Genomic DNA, 16,356 nt, shown 5'->3' with positions numbered 1-16,356 from the left:
GCTCGGGACGACGCGCTCGCTCCGTACGCTCCCCGCCTTCTCGTACGGACGCCCGTCGAGCCCGTCCGAGGAACGGGCCGTCACGGACGCCGCACCGTCCTGCCCCTCCCCCGTCTCCGGCGCGCCGCGGTAGGCGGCCCACAGGGCGAGCACGGGCGCGGCCACCACCGTCGCGACCACCGTCGTCGTGACGGCGCGGTTGCGGATCCGGCGGCGGCGCGCGGCGCGGTCCTTGGGCGCCATGGGGAAGCCGCTCCGGTCGAAGCGGGGGCCCGCGAGCGTGGTGCCGCGCGCCGGGCGTGCGCGCAGCGCGAGCCGCATGGCGGCGAGCGCCGCCGGACGCGGCGCTTCCATGACGGGCAGGGCCGCGGCGGAGGCGACCATGCCGGGCCAGGGGCCGCCCGCGGTGGCCCGCTCGGCGGTGCGGCGGCAGTCGCGGCACTCGTCGACGTGGCGCACCAGCTCGCTGCGGAGCGCCGTGCCGAGGAGCACCTGGGTGTCCTCGGCGAGCCGGGCGACGACCTGGCAGTTCCCCAGCTCGACGACGGCGAGCGCGGTACGGGTCCGCTCCACCTCGCACGCGGCGGCGGACAGCAGGGCCCGCGCCGCGCCCTGCTCCATGCGCAGCACCGTCGCGACCTCGGCCGGGGAGAGCCGGTGGCGCACGGCGAGCTCCAGGGCCTCGCGCTGTTCGGAGGAGGTGCCGGCGGCCTCGGGCCAGGCGAGCCGCGCCAGTTCGCGCTGCCGCTGTCCGGCGGCGGCCTCGGACAAGGAGTCCGCGGCGGCGAAGGCGGCGTCCGCGGTGCGCTTGGTGTGTGCGGCGTTCTCTGTGTGTTCGGCGTTGAGTTCGGTGAGCTTGCGCAGACAGGTCCAGCGGGCGAGGGCGTACAGCCAGGGGCGGCGCAGTCCCTCGCCGTCGGGGCAGCGGTCGCCGCGCCGCTCGGCGAGGGCGAGCACCTCACCGAGCACGGCGGTCGCCGCGTCGTGCTCGCACAGAACGGACAGGCAGTAGGTGAACAGCCCGTCCAGATACGGCTCGTACCGCGAGAGCGGCTCCACCGCCGACTGGGCGGACGGGGGCTGCTGAGCCGTCGGGGGCTGCTTAGCCGCCAGGGGCTGCCGAGTCGGCTGGGAGGGCCCCGGCGACTGGGAGGGCCCCTGCGGCTGGGAGGGCCTCTGCGACTGGGCCGACTCGGTCGACTGAGACGACTGAGACGACTGAGACGACTGAGACGGCTGAGACGGCTGAGACGGCTGAGACGGCTGAGACGGCTGAGACGGCACGGACGCCGACCGCGGCTGCGGCGGCGGAAGCTCTTGGGACGGAGGGGCCTGGGGAGGCCGGAGGGACTGCGACGGCTGGGGCTCTTGAGGCAATTGGGGCGCACGACGCCGCGCCCGGTGTGCGCCGGTGGAGTGCGTGGGGTGGTCGGGCCTGCTGCTCATCACCCGGCGACGGTAGAAGGATGATGCAGATCGTCTCGCGCCTCTTGCTCCCTTTTAACCCTTACGGGTGACCATCTCCCTCAAAAGGGGACACCGGCCTGACGTTCCGTGATCGCGGATACGGAGTTATCCACAGCCTCGGGCCGCGTGGTGAGCGTTGTCGGTGCCTGCCGCTAGCGTTACCGGCATGGCAACCCGCAAAGCGTCCGCCAAGGACCGCCCCTCCTACCGCTGCACCGAGTGCGGCTGGACCACCGCCAAGTGGCTCGGCCGCTGCCCGGAGTGCCACGCATGGGGCACGGTCGAGGAGTTCGGCGGCGCCCCCGCGGTCCGTACGACGGCGCCCGGCCGGGTCACCGCCGCCGCCCTGCCGATCGGCCAAGTGGACGGGCGCACGGCCACCGCGCGCTCCACCGGCGTCGACGAGCTGGACCGCGTCCTCGGCGGCGGCCTCGTGCCCGGCGCGGTCGTGCTGCTCGCGGGCGAGCCGGGCGTCGGCAAGTCGACGCTGCTGCTGGACGTGGCGGCGAAGGCGTCCTCCGACGAGCACCGCACGCTCTATGTGACGGGCGAGGAGTCGGCCAGCCAGGTCCGGCTGCGCGCCGACCGTATCAACGCCCTCTCCGACCACCTCTACCTCGCCGCCGAGACCGACCTGTCGGCGGTGCTCGGCCACCTCGACACGGTCAAGCCCTCGCTCCTGATCATGGACTCCGTCCAGACAGTGGCGTCCTCGGAGATCGACGGGGCGCCCGGCGGCATGGCCCAGGTCCGCGAGGTGGCGGGGGCCCTGATCCGCGCCTCCAAGGAGCGCGGCATGGCCACGCTGCTCGTCGGCCACGTCACCAAGGACGGCGCGATCGCCGGGCCCCGGCTGCTGGAGCACCTCGTCGACGTCGTCCTCAGCTTCGAGGGCGACCGCCACGCCCGGCTGCGCCTGGTGCGCGGCGTCAAGAACCGCTACGGGGCGACGGATGAGGTCGGCTGCTTCGAGCTGCACGACGAGGGCATCACGGGCCTCGCCGACCCCTCCGGCCTCTTCCTCACCCGCCGCTCCGAGCCCGTGCCCGGCACCTGTCTGACCGTCACCCTGGAGGGCCGCCGCCCGCTGGTCGCCGAGGTCCAGGCGCTCACCGTCGACTCGCAGATCCCCTCCCCCCGCCGCACCACCTCCGGCCTGGAGACCTCCCGCGTCTCGATGATGCTCGCCGTGCTCGAACAGCGCGGCCGGATCAGCGCGCTCGGCAAGCGGGACATCTACAGCGCCACGGTCGGCGGCGTGAAGCTCTCCGAGCCGGCCGCCGACCTCGCCATCGCGCTCGCCCTGGCCAGCGCCGCGAGCGACACCCCGCTGCCGCAGAACCTCGTGGCCGTCGGCGAGGTGGGGCTCGCGGGCGAGGTCAGGCGGGTCACGGGCGTACAGCGGCGGCTCGCCGAGGCGTCACGGCTCGGCTTCACCCACGCCCTCGTGCCGGGCGACCCGGGGAAGATTCCGAGCGGCATGCGGGTCCTGGAGGTCGCCGACATAGGGGACGCCCTCCGGGTGCTGCCGAAGCGCGTCCGCCGGGAGGCCCCACAGGAGGAGGACGAGCGCCGGTAGACTTTGCCCTGGTCTCGCCCGTACGCCCGCGTGCACGCGCCGGAGGGGCGGGCTGCGGCACCGTTGACCTTGCGACCGGAGGAGTGCAGTGGCAGCCAACGACCGGGCATCGGGCCCCGGCAGGGCCGGGGGAAGCTCCGGTGCCGACGGTCTGATGCGCGCCTCGCTGAGCGCGGTCGCCCCCGGCACCGCCTTGCGCGACGGCCTGGAGCGCATCCTCCGCGGCAACACGGGCGGGCTCATCGTGCTGGGCATGGACAAGACCGTCGAATCGATGTGCACGGGCGGCTTCGTCCTGGACGTCGAGTTCTCGGCGACCCGGCTGCGCGAGCTGTGCAAGCTCGACGGCGGGCTGGTCCTCGACAAGGACATCACCAAGATCGTGCGAGCCGGGGTGCAGCTCGTGCCGGACGCCTCCATCCCCACCGAGGAGACCGGCACCCGGCACCGCACCGCGCAGCGCGTCTCCATCCAGGCGGGCTTCCCCGTCGTCTCCGTCAGCCAGTCGATGCGGCTCATCGCGCTGTACGTGGACGGGGAGCGGCGCGTCCTGGAGGAGTCGGCGGCGATCCTCTCCCGCGCCAACCAGGCGCTCGCCACCCTGGAGCGCTACAAGCTCCGCCTCGACGAGGTCGCGGGCACGCTCTCGGCCCTGGAGATCGAGGACCTGGTGACGGTCCGCGATGTCACGGCGGTCGCCCAGCGCCTGGAGATGGTCCGCCGCATCGCCACCGAAATCGCCGAGTACGTGGTGGAGTTGGGCACCGACGGGCGGCTCCTCTCACTCCAGCTGGACGAGTTGATCGCCGGCGTGGAGCCGGAGCGCGAACTGGTCGTGCGCGACTACGTCCCCCAGCCCACCGCGAAGCGGACCCGCACGGTCCCCGAGGCGCTGGCCGAGCTCGACTCGCTCACCCACTCCGAGCTGCTGGAACTGCCCATCGTGGCCCGCGCCCTGGGCTACAGCGGCTCGCCCGAGACCCTCGACTCGGCGGTCTCGCCGCGCGGCTACCGCCTCCTCGCGAAGGTCCCCCGGCTGCCGAACGCCATCATCGAGCGGCTCGTGGACCACTTCGGCGGCCTCCAGAAGCTGCTCGCCGCGAGCGTCGACGACCTCCAGACCGTCGACGGCGTCGGCGAGGCCCGCGCCCGCTCGGTCCGCGAGGGCCTCTCCCGGCTGGCGGAGTCGTCGATCCTGGAGCGATACGTGTAGACGATCGGCACGTCGTCGTCCAGGGCTAAACGATCGGCGCGTCGTCGTCTAAACGATCGGCGCGTCGTCGCTCCATGTGCTCTCGGCGGCATCCGTTGGCCCGACCGGTTCGGCTTGTGCGCTCGCGCCGGCGTTCTGAGCCGCGGAGATGATGCCCTGCAACGCTGTGACGTGTTGGGCCAGTGAGAGATGTCCGGCAGGGGTGAGGGAGAGCCAGGTCCGCGGCCGTTTGCCGATGTAGCCCTTACGGATCTCGATGTATCCGGCGGCCTCCAGGGCCGACGCGGCCTTGCTCAGGAGCGAGTCGGACACCTGGCAATGGTCACGGACCACCGCGAACTCGGCTTCCTCGCAGGCGGAAAGGAACGCCACGACGGCCAGCCGGGAGGGGGTGCGCAGCCTCTCGTCGAGGGCGGATGCTCGCGGCTGTGCCGGTCCGGCGTTCACGCCAGTTCGTGGAGTCGGCGCCTGATCACGGTGTTGTGCCGGGCAAAGCCGGCCCAGATGCCGAGCCCCAGGACGACGGCCATGGCGACGACGGTGACATGCGTCCCGCCACCGGCTGCCCAGCACGCGAGCCCCACCAGGCAGGCGGCGGCGACGGCGGGGGCCAGGACCGTGCGGATCATTTTCCCGCGCTCCGTCCCGGACAGTGCGGACCTGGACTGGATCACGCCCCTGCTCCGCTTCGAGGCCCTCCTGAGCGCGAGGGCCACCAGCATGGCCAGCGGCCACACGACCCATTGCTGAACGAGAATCTTGTCAGCCTCCAGGAGCCGCTGTGCGGCGACGCAGTAGATCGCGATGACCGCACCGCTCAGCGGCCCGTACCAATCGGGCACGAGCCGGGCCTGGAGTCGCGCGCGGGCCTGGGCGCACTCGATGCCCCGCAGGGCGCTCGTTGCGACATCGACCGGCAGAGAGGCGCCGCGTGGTCCGCCGCCGCCGGCGGTGTTCTGTTCCATTGCGCGCTCCTGGCTCTCCCTTACCGGCGTCACGACCGGCTGGCTGTTGCCATCATGCCACTACTTTCCAATTGGAAAGTAGTGGCTGCCCTGCTCGGTCGTAGGCAACCGGAGCACAGGACCGCGCCTTAAGGTCAGGAGCCAGAAGGTCAGACGGCCAGAAGGTCAGAAGGTCAGAACAGCTCCGTGTCGTAGTGATGTTGGACGATCGTGCCCAGGGACCCCAGCCCCTCGCCGAGGTTCGCCGCCATCTTCTCCGCCATCTGCGCGGTGACCTGGGCGTAGAAGTCGCTGGTCAGGGTCAGGGAGTCGGCCAGGCCGCGCGGGTCGTCCTCCCAGAGCCGGGCGCGGATCACGGCCTTTCCGCACTGGAAGAACGCCTCGCGCACCTTCACGATCGTCGCGAGGACGGCGGGCTTGCCCTCCGCGCCGAGGCGGTGCAGCAGGTCGGGGTCGTCGGTGACGAACGCGTCGCCGTTGATACGGACCGTCTCCCGTACGCCGGGCACGAAGAAGACCATGCCGACGCCGGGGCTGCGGGTGATGTTCTCGAAGGTGTCGGCGGTGCGGTTGCCCGGACGGTCGGGGACGGCCAGGGTCCACGGGTCCAGGACGCGGACCGAGCCGGGCGGGTCGCCCTTGGGGCTGGCGTCCACGGCCCCCGTCTCGTCGACGGTGGCCAGGCAGAAGAAGGTGCTGTGGGCGATGAAGCGGCGCATGAAGTCGCCGATGAACGGCTCCTTCTTCTCCGCGATGAACGGCTGCGGCTCGCCGAGGATCTCCCGGACGCGGCCCATCCCGATGGGGGTGAAGGCGTCGGCGGCGGTGTGCTCGGGGGCGGGCCGGCGGTGGTCCCACCAGGCCGGGGCGGTTTCGGTGCCGACGGTGGAGAACGGGTCGTACGCGTCGTCGGTGCCGGTGCCGGTGCCGGTGAAGGCGGTGGTGGTGCCGGTGGTGGTGTCGGTGGTGTGCCGGGGGGCTGTGGCCAGGTCCATGATGCGCTCCTTGGTGAATGGGCGGGTGGGCGGACTAGGCGGTTGAGCGGACGGATCGGTGACGGCCGGTCAGAGGTACCGGTACGGGCCGGCCAGAGGAACCGGTACGGGCCAGAGGAACCGGTACGGGCCGGTCAGAGGTACCGGTACGGGCCGGTCAGAGGTCGAGGACCAGCTGAGGGGTGCGGGCGCGGGAGACGCAGACGAACATCCGGTCGCCGTTCTCCCGCTCGTCCTCGGAGAGGATGTCGTCGCGGTGGTCCGGCACGCCCTCCAGCACCCGCGTCTCGCAGGTGCCGCACACGCCCTCGCGGCATGAACTGGGAACCCGCAGCCCCGCGTCGCCGAGCGCGTCCAGGACGCTGCGCTCCGCCGGTACGTCGACGGTCTTTCCGGACCGCTTGCAGACCACCTCGACCGGGGCGTTGGGCAGCGGCTCCCTGGTCCGCGGCCGGAACCGCTCCATGCGCACGGTCCCCTTGGGCAGATGCGCGCCGCCGTCCGTCACGGCGTCGAGCAGCGGCTCGGGCCCGCAGGCGTAGACGACCGTGCCGGGCGCGGTCCCGCCGAGCAGGTCGGCCAGCGGAATGTGCCCGGCCCTGTCCGCGGGGTAGAGGCGTACGGAGTCCCGGTGCGGCGCCAGCTCGTCGCGGAACGCCATGGAGACGGCGGACCGCCCGCCGTAGAAGAGCTGCCACTCCGCGCCCGCGTCGATCGCCTGGCGCACCATCGGCAGGATCGGGGTGATGCCGATGCCGCCCGCGATGAACAGGTAGGAGTCGGCCGGCTCGAAGCCGAAGTTGTCGCGGGGGCCGCGGATCGTCAGCGGCTGGCCGGGGCGCAGGAAGGAGTGCACGTACTCCGATCCGCCGCGGCTCGTGGGCAGGTGCCGCACCGCGATGCGGTACGCGGAGAGGTCGTCGGGGGAGCCGCACAGCGAGTACTGCCGGGTGATGCCGGTGGGCATCAGCAGCTCCACATGGGCGCCGGGCCGCCAGGGCGGCAACTGCCCGCCGTCCGGCCGGGCCAGCAGCACGGAGACCACTCCGGCGGCCTCCCAGCGCAGCTGTCGCACCATCACCAGGGTTTCCCGCCGTTCGGGCTCCGGAGCCTGTGGTTCAGCGGCGGCGGGCACGGTCTCGGTCGCCATTCCTCCTCCTTCGGACGGGCTCCTCGTGGACTGCCCGAGAGAGCCAGTAACGACGTTAACAACGACGTCGTCACGCTAGTGATAACATCGTTAACATGTCAATTCAGGGAAGCGCCGAAGCCCGTACGCGCAAGGGCCCGGTCCGGGCGGACACCGTGGTGGACACAGCGTTGGCCCTGGTCAACCTCGGTGGACTGGAGTCATTGACGATGCGTCGGCTGTGCGACGCCCTCGGCACCCAGCCGCCCGCCCTGTACCGGCTGTTCCACGACAAGGACGCCCTGCTGGACGCGATGGCCGACGCGGTCCTGGCCTCGGCGCTCGGCCCGCTCCCCGAGGCGGGCTGGGAGGACCGCGTCGCCGTACTGGCCGGACGGCTGCGCGCGGCCCTGCTCGGCCAGCGCGACGGAGCCCGCATCGTGGGCGGCTCCTACACCACCCGGCAGCCCACCCTGACGGTCGCCGACTCCCTGCTCGGCGCGATGGAGGAAGCGGGCTGCGCGGGAGAGGAGGCGGTCTGGGCCATCACCACCGTCTTCTCCTACGTACTGGGAGAGGTGCTGGAACAGCAGGGCCGCATCGGCGTGGACCCCGAAGACGTGCGGGCGGCCCTCTCCGCCGAGGACTACCCGCACCTGGCCCACAGCGCACTGCCGTCCATGCTCGACTTCGACGCCAGATTCGCCTTCGGGCTCAGGATGATCACAACGGGAATCCGCGAGGAACTGGCTTCGGGGCGATAGCGCTCCGTACAGCGCGGCCCGAAGGGGCGCGGGGAACTGCGCGACCGGCCACGACGCGCCCGCGGGCGACCATCGGACCCGGCGGGAACCGCACTTCGGGCGCCGGCTCTCCAGTGAAGCGCCTAGTCCTCCGCGAGGACGAACGACCCCTGCGACTTGCCCAGCCCCGGAACCTCCGCCTCGACCAGATACGTGCCGGGCTTGACGGAATCCGCGGCCGGCGTAGCGCAATTGGCGGCGCTCGGCTTGCGGTCCCACTCCACCGTGCGCTTGGTCTCGCTGTCGGCCGCGACCTCGAACGGGGCCGGGCCGTCGCCCTTCGGGCAGTCGCCCGAGGACCACACCGGCTTGTCGGCCTCCTTGGTCGGCGCGATCTTCAGCACGGCGGACTTGACGCCGAAGTCGACCTTGCAGGCGCCGCTGCCCGTGTTCTTGGCGATGACCTCGAACTTCGGCTTCTCGTCCGGGGCGTAGGTGTTCTTCACGCTGCGCACCGTCAGATGCACATCCGAGGTGGTGCAGTCCGGCAGGCTCGACCCGGCCGGCACGGCCTTACCGTCGCCGGCTCCGAGCGCGCCCGCGCCCGCGCCCGCGGCCCCGCCCGAGCCCGTACCGCCGCTGCCGCCATTGCCGCCGCTGCCACCAGAACCGGAACCGCCGCTTCCGCCACCGTTACCGGACTCGTCGCGGCCGCCGGGCCGTTGGCCGTAGTGCGTACCGGACGGGGTCGGCCCCGGCGTGATGGTGCTGCTGGGGTCGGAGTCCTTGCCGCCCGCCCCCTTGCCCTGGTCGTTCTTGCCGGCGCTGCCGCTCCCGCCGCCGCCCAGATTGACGGCCCACACCACCAGCAGCACCAGCAGCGCGATCAGGGCCAGCGCAACTGACCTCCGCCGCCAGTAGATGGAGGAGGGAAGCGGCCCGATCGGATTGCGCAGAGATCCCACGCGAAGACTCTACGAGAGATCCGCCACGGCACCAGCCAATACCCGCCGTGGGGCCCCGTACTTTTCTCATCATCTGCCCGGAAGCCGTGCTCACACCCGGTTCGGCGGCCCTCAGACGCCCGACACGCCGACGCCGTTCAACACGCGACGGGGCCGCGAGGTATACGGACGTACGGGCCCGAGCCGCCGTCAACGTGACGCGGACCACTCCCGCTTGTGCCCGAACCCCTGCGCGTTGTCGATCAACCTGAGCCAGTCGGGACGCAGTTCCCACAGGTCCGTGGCCTCCATGGCGGCCCGCAGCCGTTCGGAGGCGACGGTGAAGGGGAAGCGCTCCGTGTACGTACGCCAGGCGTCCGCCCGTTCCGCGCCCGCCAGCCGGCGGCAGCCGCCCCGGCCCTGCATCCCCGTCAGCTCCGTCCACTCCTGCCCGTCGCGCTGCGCCGTGAAGGCGGCGCGCGCGCCGGGCGCGTCGAGGGCGCGGCCGTGCCGGGTGGAGGTCGAGGTGACGAAGTGGAGGACGGGCGCCTCGGCGCCGCCGCCCCGCGCGTACAGCACGGCGCATGCCTGCGGGCCGTCCTCGTCGATATACGCGAGCGTCATCGTGGTGTGTCCGTCGAGCGCCCGCAGGATGGAGCCGGGGACGCCCGAGCCGTCCGAGCCGTCCGAGCCGGGCGTGCCGGGCGTGCCGGGCGCGCTGTCGGGGTCGTCCTGGGCCATCGTGAACTCCTCGGGGGCGGCGCGCGAGGTGCGACCGTACGCACCTATACGTATAGAGGCACCCGTCTATATAGAGGCGCCGCCGACATTGGATCACTCGCGCCCGCCACGACTCCCTCGGCCACTCCCTCGGCCACGGCCATGGTCACGACCAGAGCCACAGCCACGGCGGCCGGTACGCGAAAGCCAAGATCATGGCGGGGACGCGCGCGGTCCGACCTGGGGCGTCACGCATGCCTCCGCCCGGCCGTGCCAGGATCGACGGTGCTATGACGACTCTGCCCACGACACCCACGCCCTCGACGCCGGCCGCCTCCCCCGCGTCCCCGCCCCCCGCGGCCCTGCACGCCGCCGTCATCGACTGGTTCGACACGCACGCGCGCGACCTGCCCTGGCGCCGCCCCGACGCGGGCCCCTGGGCCGTGATGGTCAGCGAGTTCATGCTCCAGCAGACCCCTGTCAGCCGGGTGCTGCCGGTGTACGGGCAGTGGCTGGCGCGCTGGCCGCGCCCCGCCGACCTGGCCGCCGAGCCGCCCGGCGAGGCCGTACGCGCCTGGGGCCGGCTCGGTTACCCGCGCCGCGCGCTGCGGCTGCACGGCGCCGCGGCGGCGATAGCGGAACGGCACGGCGGGGACGTACCGGACGACCACACCAAGCTGCTGGCGCTGCCCGGCGTCGGCGAGTACACCGCGTCCGCCGTCGCCTCCTTCGCGTACGGGCAGCGGCACCCGGTCCTCGACACCAACGTGCGCCGGGTCTTCGCGCGCGCCGTGACCGGCGTGCAGTACCCGCCGAACGCGACCACCGCTGCCGAGCGCAAGCTCGCCCGCGCCCTGCTGCCGGAGGAGGAGCCGACCGCCGCCGCCTGGGCCGCCGCGACCATGGAGCTGGGCGCGCTGGTCTGCACGGCCCGCAGCCCCGCCTGCGGGCGCTGCCCGATCGCCGCGCGGTGCGCCTGGCTGGCTGCGGGGTCGCCGGCGCACGACGGCCCGGCGCGGCGCGGCCAGACCTACGCCGGTACGGACCGGCAGGTGCGCGGCAAGCTGCTGGCCGTGCTGCGCGAGGCGGTCGGACCGGTGGAGCAGGCGGTGCTGGACGGGGTGTGGGACGAGCCGATCCAGCGGGCCCGCGCGCTCGACGGCCTGGTCGCGGACGGGCTCGTGGAACCGCTCGCCGACGGCGCGTACCGGCTGCCGCTGACGTGAGGCGGTGGCGCGCGCGACGACCCTTGTAGCGGCTCGCGTGACGACGGACGTAACGACTCGCGTGACGACGGACCTAACGACTCGCGCGACGACCCTTGTAGCGGCTCGCGTGACGACGGACCTAACGGCTCGCGTAACGGCGGTCGTAACGGGTGGCGTAACAGCGGACGCAACGGTCATGAAGGCTGCCGTAACAACAAACGCCGCAACCGTCCCACAGGCTCCAACTGCCCCCATTACAGGGGCCTTTCGTCACCAAAAACCCGCCGGAAAGCCGTCACCGATCCGTCACGGTCCGCAATCCGGACGAGGGTAATGTCCGGTTCGTTCCCCCTGTTACACAACCTATGGACAGCTGTGCACATGCCGAAGGGCTATCGCACATCGTGTCGCAACAGCACCTCCGTAGCGTCCTCTACGTGCTGGACGACCACCAGCGTGACGCGGGGAACGCAAGCGGAATGGAGGCTGCTCGGATGGCTGGCAGCGGCAAGGTTCTGGATTTTGAGGAGTACGTCCGCAACCGGCAGGACGCGCTGTTGCGCAGTGCCCGCCGACTGGTTCCGGACCCCATCGACGCTCAGGACCTGCTCCAGACCGCGCTGGTGCGCACGTACGGCCGCTGGGACGGCATAGCCGACAAGTCGCTGGCCGACGCCTATCTCCGACGTGTCATGATCAACACTCGCACGGAGTGGTGGCGCGCCCGTAAGCTCGACGAGGTGCCGACCGAGCAGCTGCCGGACGCGAGCGTCGAGGACGGCACCGAGCAACACGCCGACCGCGCCCTGCTGATGGACATCCTCGGAGTCCTCGCCCCCAAGCAGCGCAGCGTCGTCGTGCTGCGACACTGGGAGCAGATGAGCACTGAGGAGACGGCGGAGGCGCTCGGCATGTCGACCGGCACGGTCAAGAGCACGCTGCACCGGGCGCTGGCCCGTCTGCGTCAGGAACTGGAGAGCCGCGACCTGGACTTCCACGCGCTGGAACGAGGCGAGCGGGGGCAGGAACGGTGCGCGGCCTGAAAAAGCCGGCTCCTCCCAGGCCAGCACTGATCACGGGCGGCACGGCGGTCTCCATGGCCGCCGCCGCCTGCCTCGTGCTGTCCGGCTGCAACGCGAGCGGCGAGGGCGTACGGAAAGAGGGCCCCGCGCACAACGAGAGCGCGGCCAAAGCGAAGCGAACACCCGCGGCGTCGGTTTCTCCCTCCCAGGAGAAGGTCGACGCCGTCGCGCTGATCAAGGGCGACCCGAAGGTCAGCCCGCAGATCAAGCGGAATCTGAAGCCGTGCGCGAAGAACCAGTACCCCGTCGACGTCTCGTACGGGCAGCTGACCGGCGCGGCCCGGACCGACATCGTGGTGAACATCCTGACCTGCGGCGACTCCTTCGGCGTGGGCGCCTATGTGTACCGGCCCAAGGACGACTCGGGGTCGGGGTCGGGGTCCGACTCGGCATCGAAATCGGGCTCGGGATCGCAATCGGACTCGGCGGACCCGGACTCGTACGAAAACGTGTTCGCGGCCGAGCAGTCGCCCGTCTACGCCGACATCGACCGCCGTGACCTGCGAGTGACCCGGCAGATCTACGCTTCTGGGGACGAGGCGTGCTGCCCTTCCAGCGAGGACGTGGTCACGTACCACTGGACGAAGGGCAAGTTCCAGGAGACCGGGCGCACGCACACCGACTACAGCAAGACCGTCAACGGCGACGACAAGGACGACCTCCCCAGCGCGGGAACGGAGGGCTAGAGCAGCGGTGGCCGATACACATGTGCTTTTCGTCGAGGATGACGACGTCATCCGCGAGGCCACCCAGCTCGCCCTGGAGCGCGACGGCTTCGAGGTGACCGCCGTGCCGGACGGGCTGACCGGCCTGGAGAAGTTCCGCGCCCACCAGCCGGACATCGCGCTGCTCGACGTGATGGTGCCGGGGCTGGACGGCGTCAGCCTGTGCCGCCGGATCCGCGACGAGTCGACCGTCCCGGTGATCATGCTGTCGGCGCGCGCCGACTCCATCGACGTGGTGCTCGGCCTGGAGGCCGGCGCCGACGACTACGTCACCAAGCCCTTCGACGGCGCCGTGCTCGTCGCCCGCATCCGGGCGGTGCTGCGGCGCTTCGGCCACGCCAGCGGGCCGGGCGGCGCGGCTTCCTCCGGCGCCGACGACGCGCAGCTGGAGGGCGGCGTGCTGACCTTCGGCGACCTGGAGGTCGACACCGAGGGGATGGAGGTGCGCAAAGGGGGCCGGTCCGTCGCGCTGACCCCGACCGAGATGCGGCTGCTGCTCGAATTCTCGGGCGCGCCCGGCACCGTGCTCTCCCGCGACCGGCTGTTGGAGCGGGTCTGGGACTACGGCTGGGGCGGCGACACCCGCGTCGTCGACGTCCATGTGCAGCGGCTGCGCGGCAAGATCGGCCAGGACCGCATCGAGACCGTCCGCGGCTTCGGCTACAAACTTCGAGGCTAGCCTCTCCTCATGGTGCCGCATCCTCTCGGCGGAAGCCCTCTCATCGAAAGCCTCCTCGGTGAAAGCCCCGTAGGCGGAGTCACCGTCGCCGGAATCGCCGTTGCCGGAGTCACCGTCATCGGAATCGCCGTCGCCGGAATCGCCGTCATCGGAATCGCCGTTGCCGGAATCGCCGTCGCCGGAAGCCACTGTGCGCCTCGGCAGCAGTCCCCGAGTACGGCCGGGGCGGAGGCGGGCGCGCGGCGAAGTGCGCCACGGAGCGTGGCGTGGGGCGGGACACGGTGAAGCTCTCCCTGCGCACCGGGCTGCGCTGGAAGGTCAGCCTCGCCATCGCCGGGGTGGGCGCGCTCGTCGCCATCGCCCTGAGCCTCGTCGTGCACAACGCCGCACGCGTCTCGATGCTCGACAACAGCCGCGATGTGATGGACCAGCGCGTGCAGGACGCCCAGCGCATCTACGACTCCACCCACCGGCTGCTGTTCCGCACGAAGATCGACGACCCGGCGCTGCCGCAGCAGCTGCGGGAGGCCGCCGCCGTCGGGCTGCGCGCCACCTACCTCCAGGACTCGGGCGGCGCCCCGGAGGTATGGGCCTCCGTGCCGCTGCGCGACGGCAAGATCCTCTCCGTCCACACCCGGTTCAAGGACCGTTTCGCGATCCTCGACGAGCTGGACAAGGCGCTGGTCATCGGGTCGATCTCGGTGGTGCTCGGCGGCTCCGCGCTCGGCATCCTGATCGGCGGGCAGCTCTCCCGGCGGCTGCGCAAGGCGGCCGTCGCCGCCCGCAACCTCGCCGAGGGCGAGTCGGACGTGCGCGTCGGCGACTCCATCGGCGGCCGGGTGCGCGATGAGACGGACGACCTCGCGCGCGCCGTGGACGGCATGGCCGAGGCGCTCCAGGACCGGCTGGAGGCCGAGCGGCGCGTCACCGCCGACATCGCGCACGAACTGCGCACCCCGGTCACCGGCCTGCTCACCGCCGCCGAGCTGCTGCCGCCCGGCCGCCCCACCGAACTCGTACGGAACCGGGCGCAGGCGATGCGCACGCTCGTCGAGGACGTGCTGGAGGTGGCGCGGCTGGACGGCTTCGCGGAGCGGGCGGAGATGCAGGACGTCGAACTCGGCGAGTTCGTGATGCGCCGGGTCCGGGTGGTCGCCCCGGACGCCCACTGCCGGGTCATCCGGGACGCCTACGTCTCCACCGACCCGCGCCGCCTCGAACGCATCCTCGGCAACCTCCTCGCCAACGCCGCCAAGCACGGCAAGGGGCCGTTCGAGGTCACGGTCGAGGGCCGGGTGCTGCGGGTCCGCGACCACGGCCCGGGGTTCCCGGAGGAACTGCTCCGGGAAGGCCCGAGCCGCTTCCGTACGGGAAGCAAGGACCGCGCGGGCAAGGGCCACGGCCTGGGCCTGACCATCGCGGCCGGCCAGGCCAGGGTCCTCGGCGCACGGCTGACCTTCCGCAACGCGGACCCGGTCGCCGAGGGCGGCACCGGAGCCGTGGCGGTGCTGTGGCTACCGGAGTCGGCCCCCACCAGCACCGGGAGCTTCCCGGTGATCCAGGTACCGGACTGAGCTGCTGTGGTCCCTGTGGTCCCTGTGGTCCCTGCGGTCCCTGCGGTCCCTGCGGGCGGGGTCCGTCGGCTGACCGCCGCCTACTCGGTGCACTCCCCCCAGCTCTTGCTCATGTCCATCTTCTCGCTCGGCTGAGTGAGCGCGAAGCAGTTGCCCGAGTCGTCCTGGAAGACCGCCTCGATGCCGTACGGCCGCTCCTGCGGCTCCTGGAGGAACTCGACGCCCCTCGCCTTGAACGCCTCGTAGTCGCCCTTGATGTCGTCGGTGGTCAGTACCCCGGGGCCCAACGCGCCCTTGGCGACCAGCTTCTTCACCATCTCGACGGACTCCTCGTCCAGCCTGCCCGTGCTGGGCAGCGACAGCGTCAGTTCGAAGTCCGGCTGGTTCTTGGCGCCGACGGTCAGCCAGCGCATTCCGTCGTCGCCGATGGTCATGTCCATCCGGACCTCGAAGCCGAGCTTCTCGGTGTAGAACTCCTTGGCCCGGTCCTGGTCGAGCACCCAGACAGTGCCGATGGCGAGACCCTTGATCATGACGCGCTCCTAGGGATGAGGTCCGTCGATGAGGTCCGTCACTGCCACCGTGGGCAGCGGCGGGTACAGCACGCTTCTTGAGCTTCGCGTGGCCTTGGCCGGGCGACCGCCACAGCCGCTGCGACTGCCCGTACAAGGCCGGGTGTTGCTGTCATGCCTGTCGTGCCTGTCGTGCGCTGTCGTACTGCCCCAGATACTGACAGGGGGGTCTGACAATCGCCTCTGAGCTGCGAAAACGCCGCTTGAGGCCCTGCGCGGCGGGGGTCAGCCGCGCGAGGGGGTACGGGCAGCGGCAGCCGCAGCCTTCTCCTTCGCCGTCATCTTCTCCGTTTCTCCGTCGAGCGGAAGGCACCGACCACGGCGAAGACCAGCGCCGCGAGGAGCTCGACCCCGGCCGCGGCGAGCAGCGCGCCGCTCAGGGACCACGCGGCGAGCGGCCCGGCCAGCCCCGCCCCCACCGCGAACGCGGTGATCTTCAGGCTCGCGCCCGTCGTGAAGACCTGCCCGCTCAGCCCTTCCGGGGCCTCCCGGTGCCGCACCGCGAAGAGCGCGGTGAGCTGCGGACCCTCGCCGATCCCCACGAGCACCATGGCGGCGATGAGCGGCACGGTCCGGCCCGTGGCCGCCAGCAGGAACGCGGCGGCGAGGACGAAGAAACTGCACCACAGGACGGCGTCCGGACGCAGCAGACGAGGAAAGCGGGAGAGCACCGTGTTGGCCGCGAGGGCGGAGGCGGCGACGACGGAGAGCAGCAGCGTGCCGCGTCCGGCGCCCCCGAGTACGTGCGCCCCGAGCACCGG

16 protein-coding genes and 1 pseudogene are annotated in these 16,356 nt (G+C 71.9%); 8 read left to right on the top strand and 9 right to left on the bottom strand.

Annotation, left to right across the window (positions count from 1 at the left end; translation table 11 throughout):
• Positions 1-1,113 (bottom strand): RNA polymerase sigma factor (locus ACFU99_RS10120; protein ID WP_384388548.1); only part of this gene is annotated, 1,113 nt, incomplete at its 3' end.
• Between the two features lie 520 nt (positions 1,114-1,633).
• Here ACFU99_RS10120 and radA point away from each other — a divergent pair.
• Together radA and disA are read left to right on the top strand one after the other, a co-directional pair.
• Positions 1,634-3,046 carry a DNA repair protein RadA gene (radA, locus tag ACFU99_RS10115; RefSeq protein WP_384388546.1) on the top strand — a complete coding sequence of 471 codons (1,413 nt, stop codon included), beginning with the start codon at positions 1,634-1,636 and terminating at the stop codon, positions 3,044-3,046.
• A gap of 88 nt (positions 3,047-3,134) precedes the next feature.
• Positions 3,135-4,259 carry a DNA integrity scanning diadenylate cyclase DisA gene (disA, locus tag ACFU99_RS10110; RefSeq protein WP_384388544.1) on the top strand — a complete coding sequence of 375 codons (1,125 nt, stop codon included), beginning with the start codon at positions 3,135-3,137 and terminating at the stop codon, positions 4,257-4,259.
• Positions 4,260-4,307: 48 nt separating this feature from the next.
• On the opposite strand, the gene ACFU99_RS10105 is transcribed toward disA, so the two are convergent.
• From ACFU99_RS10105 to ACFU99_RS10090, 4 genes are all read right to left on the bottom strand, one after another.
• Entirely contained in the window at positions 4,308-4,706 is a 399-nt protein-coding gene (locus ACFU99_RS10105; protein ID WP_384388541.1) for a winged helix-turn-helix domain-containing protein, read from the bottom strand.
• The gene (locus ACFU99_RS10100; protein WP_384388539.1) at positions 4,703-5,224 is read right to left on the bottom strand and encodes a hypothetical protein; all 522 of its coding nucleotides are present in this window, start codon (positions 5,222-5,224) and stop codon (positions 4,703-4,705) included. Before ACFU99_RS10100 ends, ACFU99_RS10105 begins: the two co-directional genes overlap by 4 nt.
• Before the next feature lie 173 nt (positions 5,225-5,397).
• On the bottom strand, positions 5,398-6,219 hold the full coding sequence (locus ACFU99_RS10095) for an MSMEG_1061 family FMN-dependent PPOX-type flavoprotein (RefSeq protein ID WP_384388536.1): 822 nt from the start codon (positions 6,217-6,219) through the stop codon (positions 5,398-5,400).
• Between the two features lie 157 nt (positions 6,220-6,376).
• On the bottom strand, positions 6,377-7,369 hold the full coding sequence (locus ACFU99_RS10090) for a PDR/VanB family oxidoreductase (RefSeq protein WP_384388533.1): 993 nt from the start codon (positions 7,367-7,369) through the stop codon (positions 6,377-6,379).
• 95 nt (positions 7,370-7,464) lie between these two features.
• Here ACFU99_RS10090 and ACFU99_RS10085 point away from each other — a divergent pair, with 95 nt between their 5' ends.
• Positions 7,465-8,112 (top strand): TetR/AcrR family transcriptional regulator C-terminal domain-containing protein, encoded by a 648-nt coding sequence (locus tag ACFU99_RS10085; protein WP_384388530.1) that lies wholly within the window; start codon positions 7,465-7,467, stop codon positions 8,110-8,112.
• Positions 8,113-8,234: 122 nt separating this feature from the next.
• On the opposite strand, the gene ACFU99_RS10080 is transcribed toward ACFU99_RS10085, so the two are convergent.
• On the bottom strand, positions 8,235-9,056 hold the full coding sequence (locus ACFU99_RS10080; RefSeq protein WP_384388526.1) for a hypothetical protein: 822 nt from the start codon (positions 9,054-9,056) through the stop codon (positions 8,235-8,237).
• A gap of 189 nt (positions 9,057-9,245) precedes the next feature.
• Positions 9,246-9,776 carry a pyridoxamine 5'-phosphate oxidase gene (locus ACFU99_RS10075; protein ID WP_384388523.1) on the bottom strand — a complete coding sequence of 177 codons (531 nt, stop codon included), beginning with the start codon at positions 9,774-9,776 and terminating at the stop codon, positions 9,246-9,248.
• 269 nt (positions 9,777-10,045) lie between these two features.
• Here ACFU99_RS10075 and ACFU99_RS10070 point away from each other — a divergent pair, with 269 nt between their 5' ends.
• From ACFU99_RS10070 to cseC, 5 genes are all read left to right on the top strand, one after another.
• Positions 10,046-10,981, top strand: coding sequence for an A/G-specific adenine glycosylase (locus ACFU99_RS10070; RefSeq protein WP_384388521.1), 936 nt, complete (start codon positions 10,046-10,048; stop codon positions 10,979-10,981).
• Positions 10,982-11,457: 476 nt separating this feature from the next.
• On the top strand, positions 11,458-12,006 hold the full coding sequence (locus ACFU99_RS10065) for a SigE family RNA polymerase sigma factor (RefSeq protein WP_363135313.1): 549 nt from the start codon (positions 11,458-11,460) through the stop codon (positions 12,004-12,006).
• 53 nt (positions 12,007-12,059) lie between these two features.
• Positions 12,060-12,731, top strand: a complete 672-nt coding sequence (locus ACFU99_RS10060; RefSeq protein WP_384388517.1) for a hypothetical protein — start codon at positions 12,060-12,062, stop codon at positions 12,729-12,731.
• 7 nt (positions 12,732-12,738) lie between these two features.
• Complete coding sequence (gene cseB / locus ACFU99_RS10055; protein ID WP_363231428.1) at positions 12,739-13,449, top strand: two-component system response regulator CseB; 711 nt, start codon at positions 12,739-12,741, stop codon at positions 13,447-13,449.
• Positions 13,450-13,715: 266 nt separating this feature from the next.
• Positions 13,716-15,023 (top strand): two-component system sensor histidine kinase CseC, encoded by a 1,308-nt coding sequence (cseC, locus tag ACFU99_RS10050; RefSeq protein ID WP_384388514.1) that lies wholly within the window; start codon positions 13,716-13,718, stop codon positions 15,021-15,023.
• A gap of 80 nt (positions 15,024-15,103) precedes the next feature.
• Here the strand turns inward: cseC and ACFU99_RS10045 are convergent, their stop codons facing one another.
• Both ACFU99_RS10045 and ACFU99_RS10040 read right to left on the bottom strand, forming a co-directional pair.
• On the bottom strand, positions 15,104-15,556 hold the full coding sequence (locus ACFU99_RS10045; RefSeq protein ID WP_384388512.1) for a VOC family protein: 453 nt from the start codon (positions 15,554-15,556) through the stop codon (positions 15,104-15,106).
• Positions 15,557-15,873: 317 nt separating this feature from the next.
• A pseudogene (locus tag ACFU99_RS10040) lies at positions 15,874-16,356 on the bottom strand (MFS transporter); the annotation flags it as partial.

It is taken from the genome of Streptomyces sp. NPDC057654, assembly GCF_042800135.1.
GTDB lineage: Bacteria > Actinomycetota > Actinomycetes > Streptomycetales > Streptomycetaceae > Streptomyces.
The sequence above is the reverse complement of the archived record's forward strand: the minus strand, read 5'-3'. Positions and strand labels throughout refer to the sequence as shown.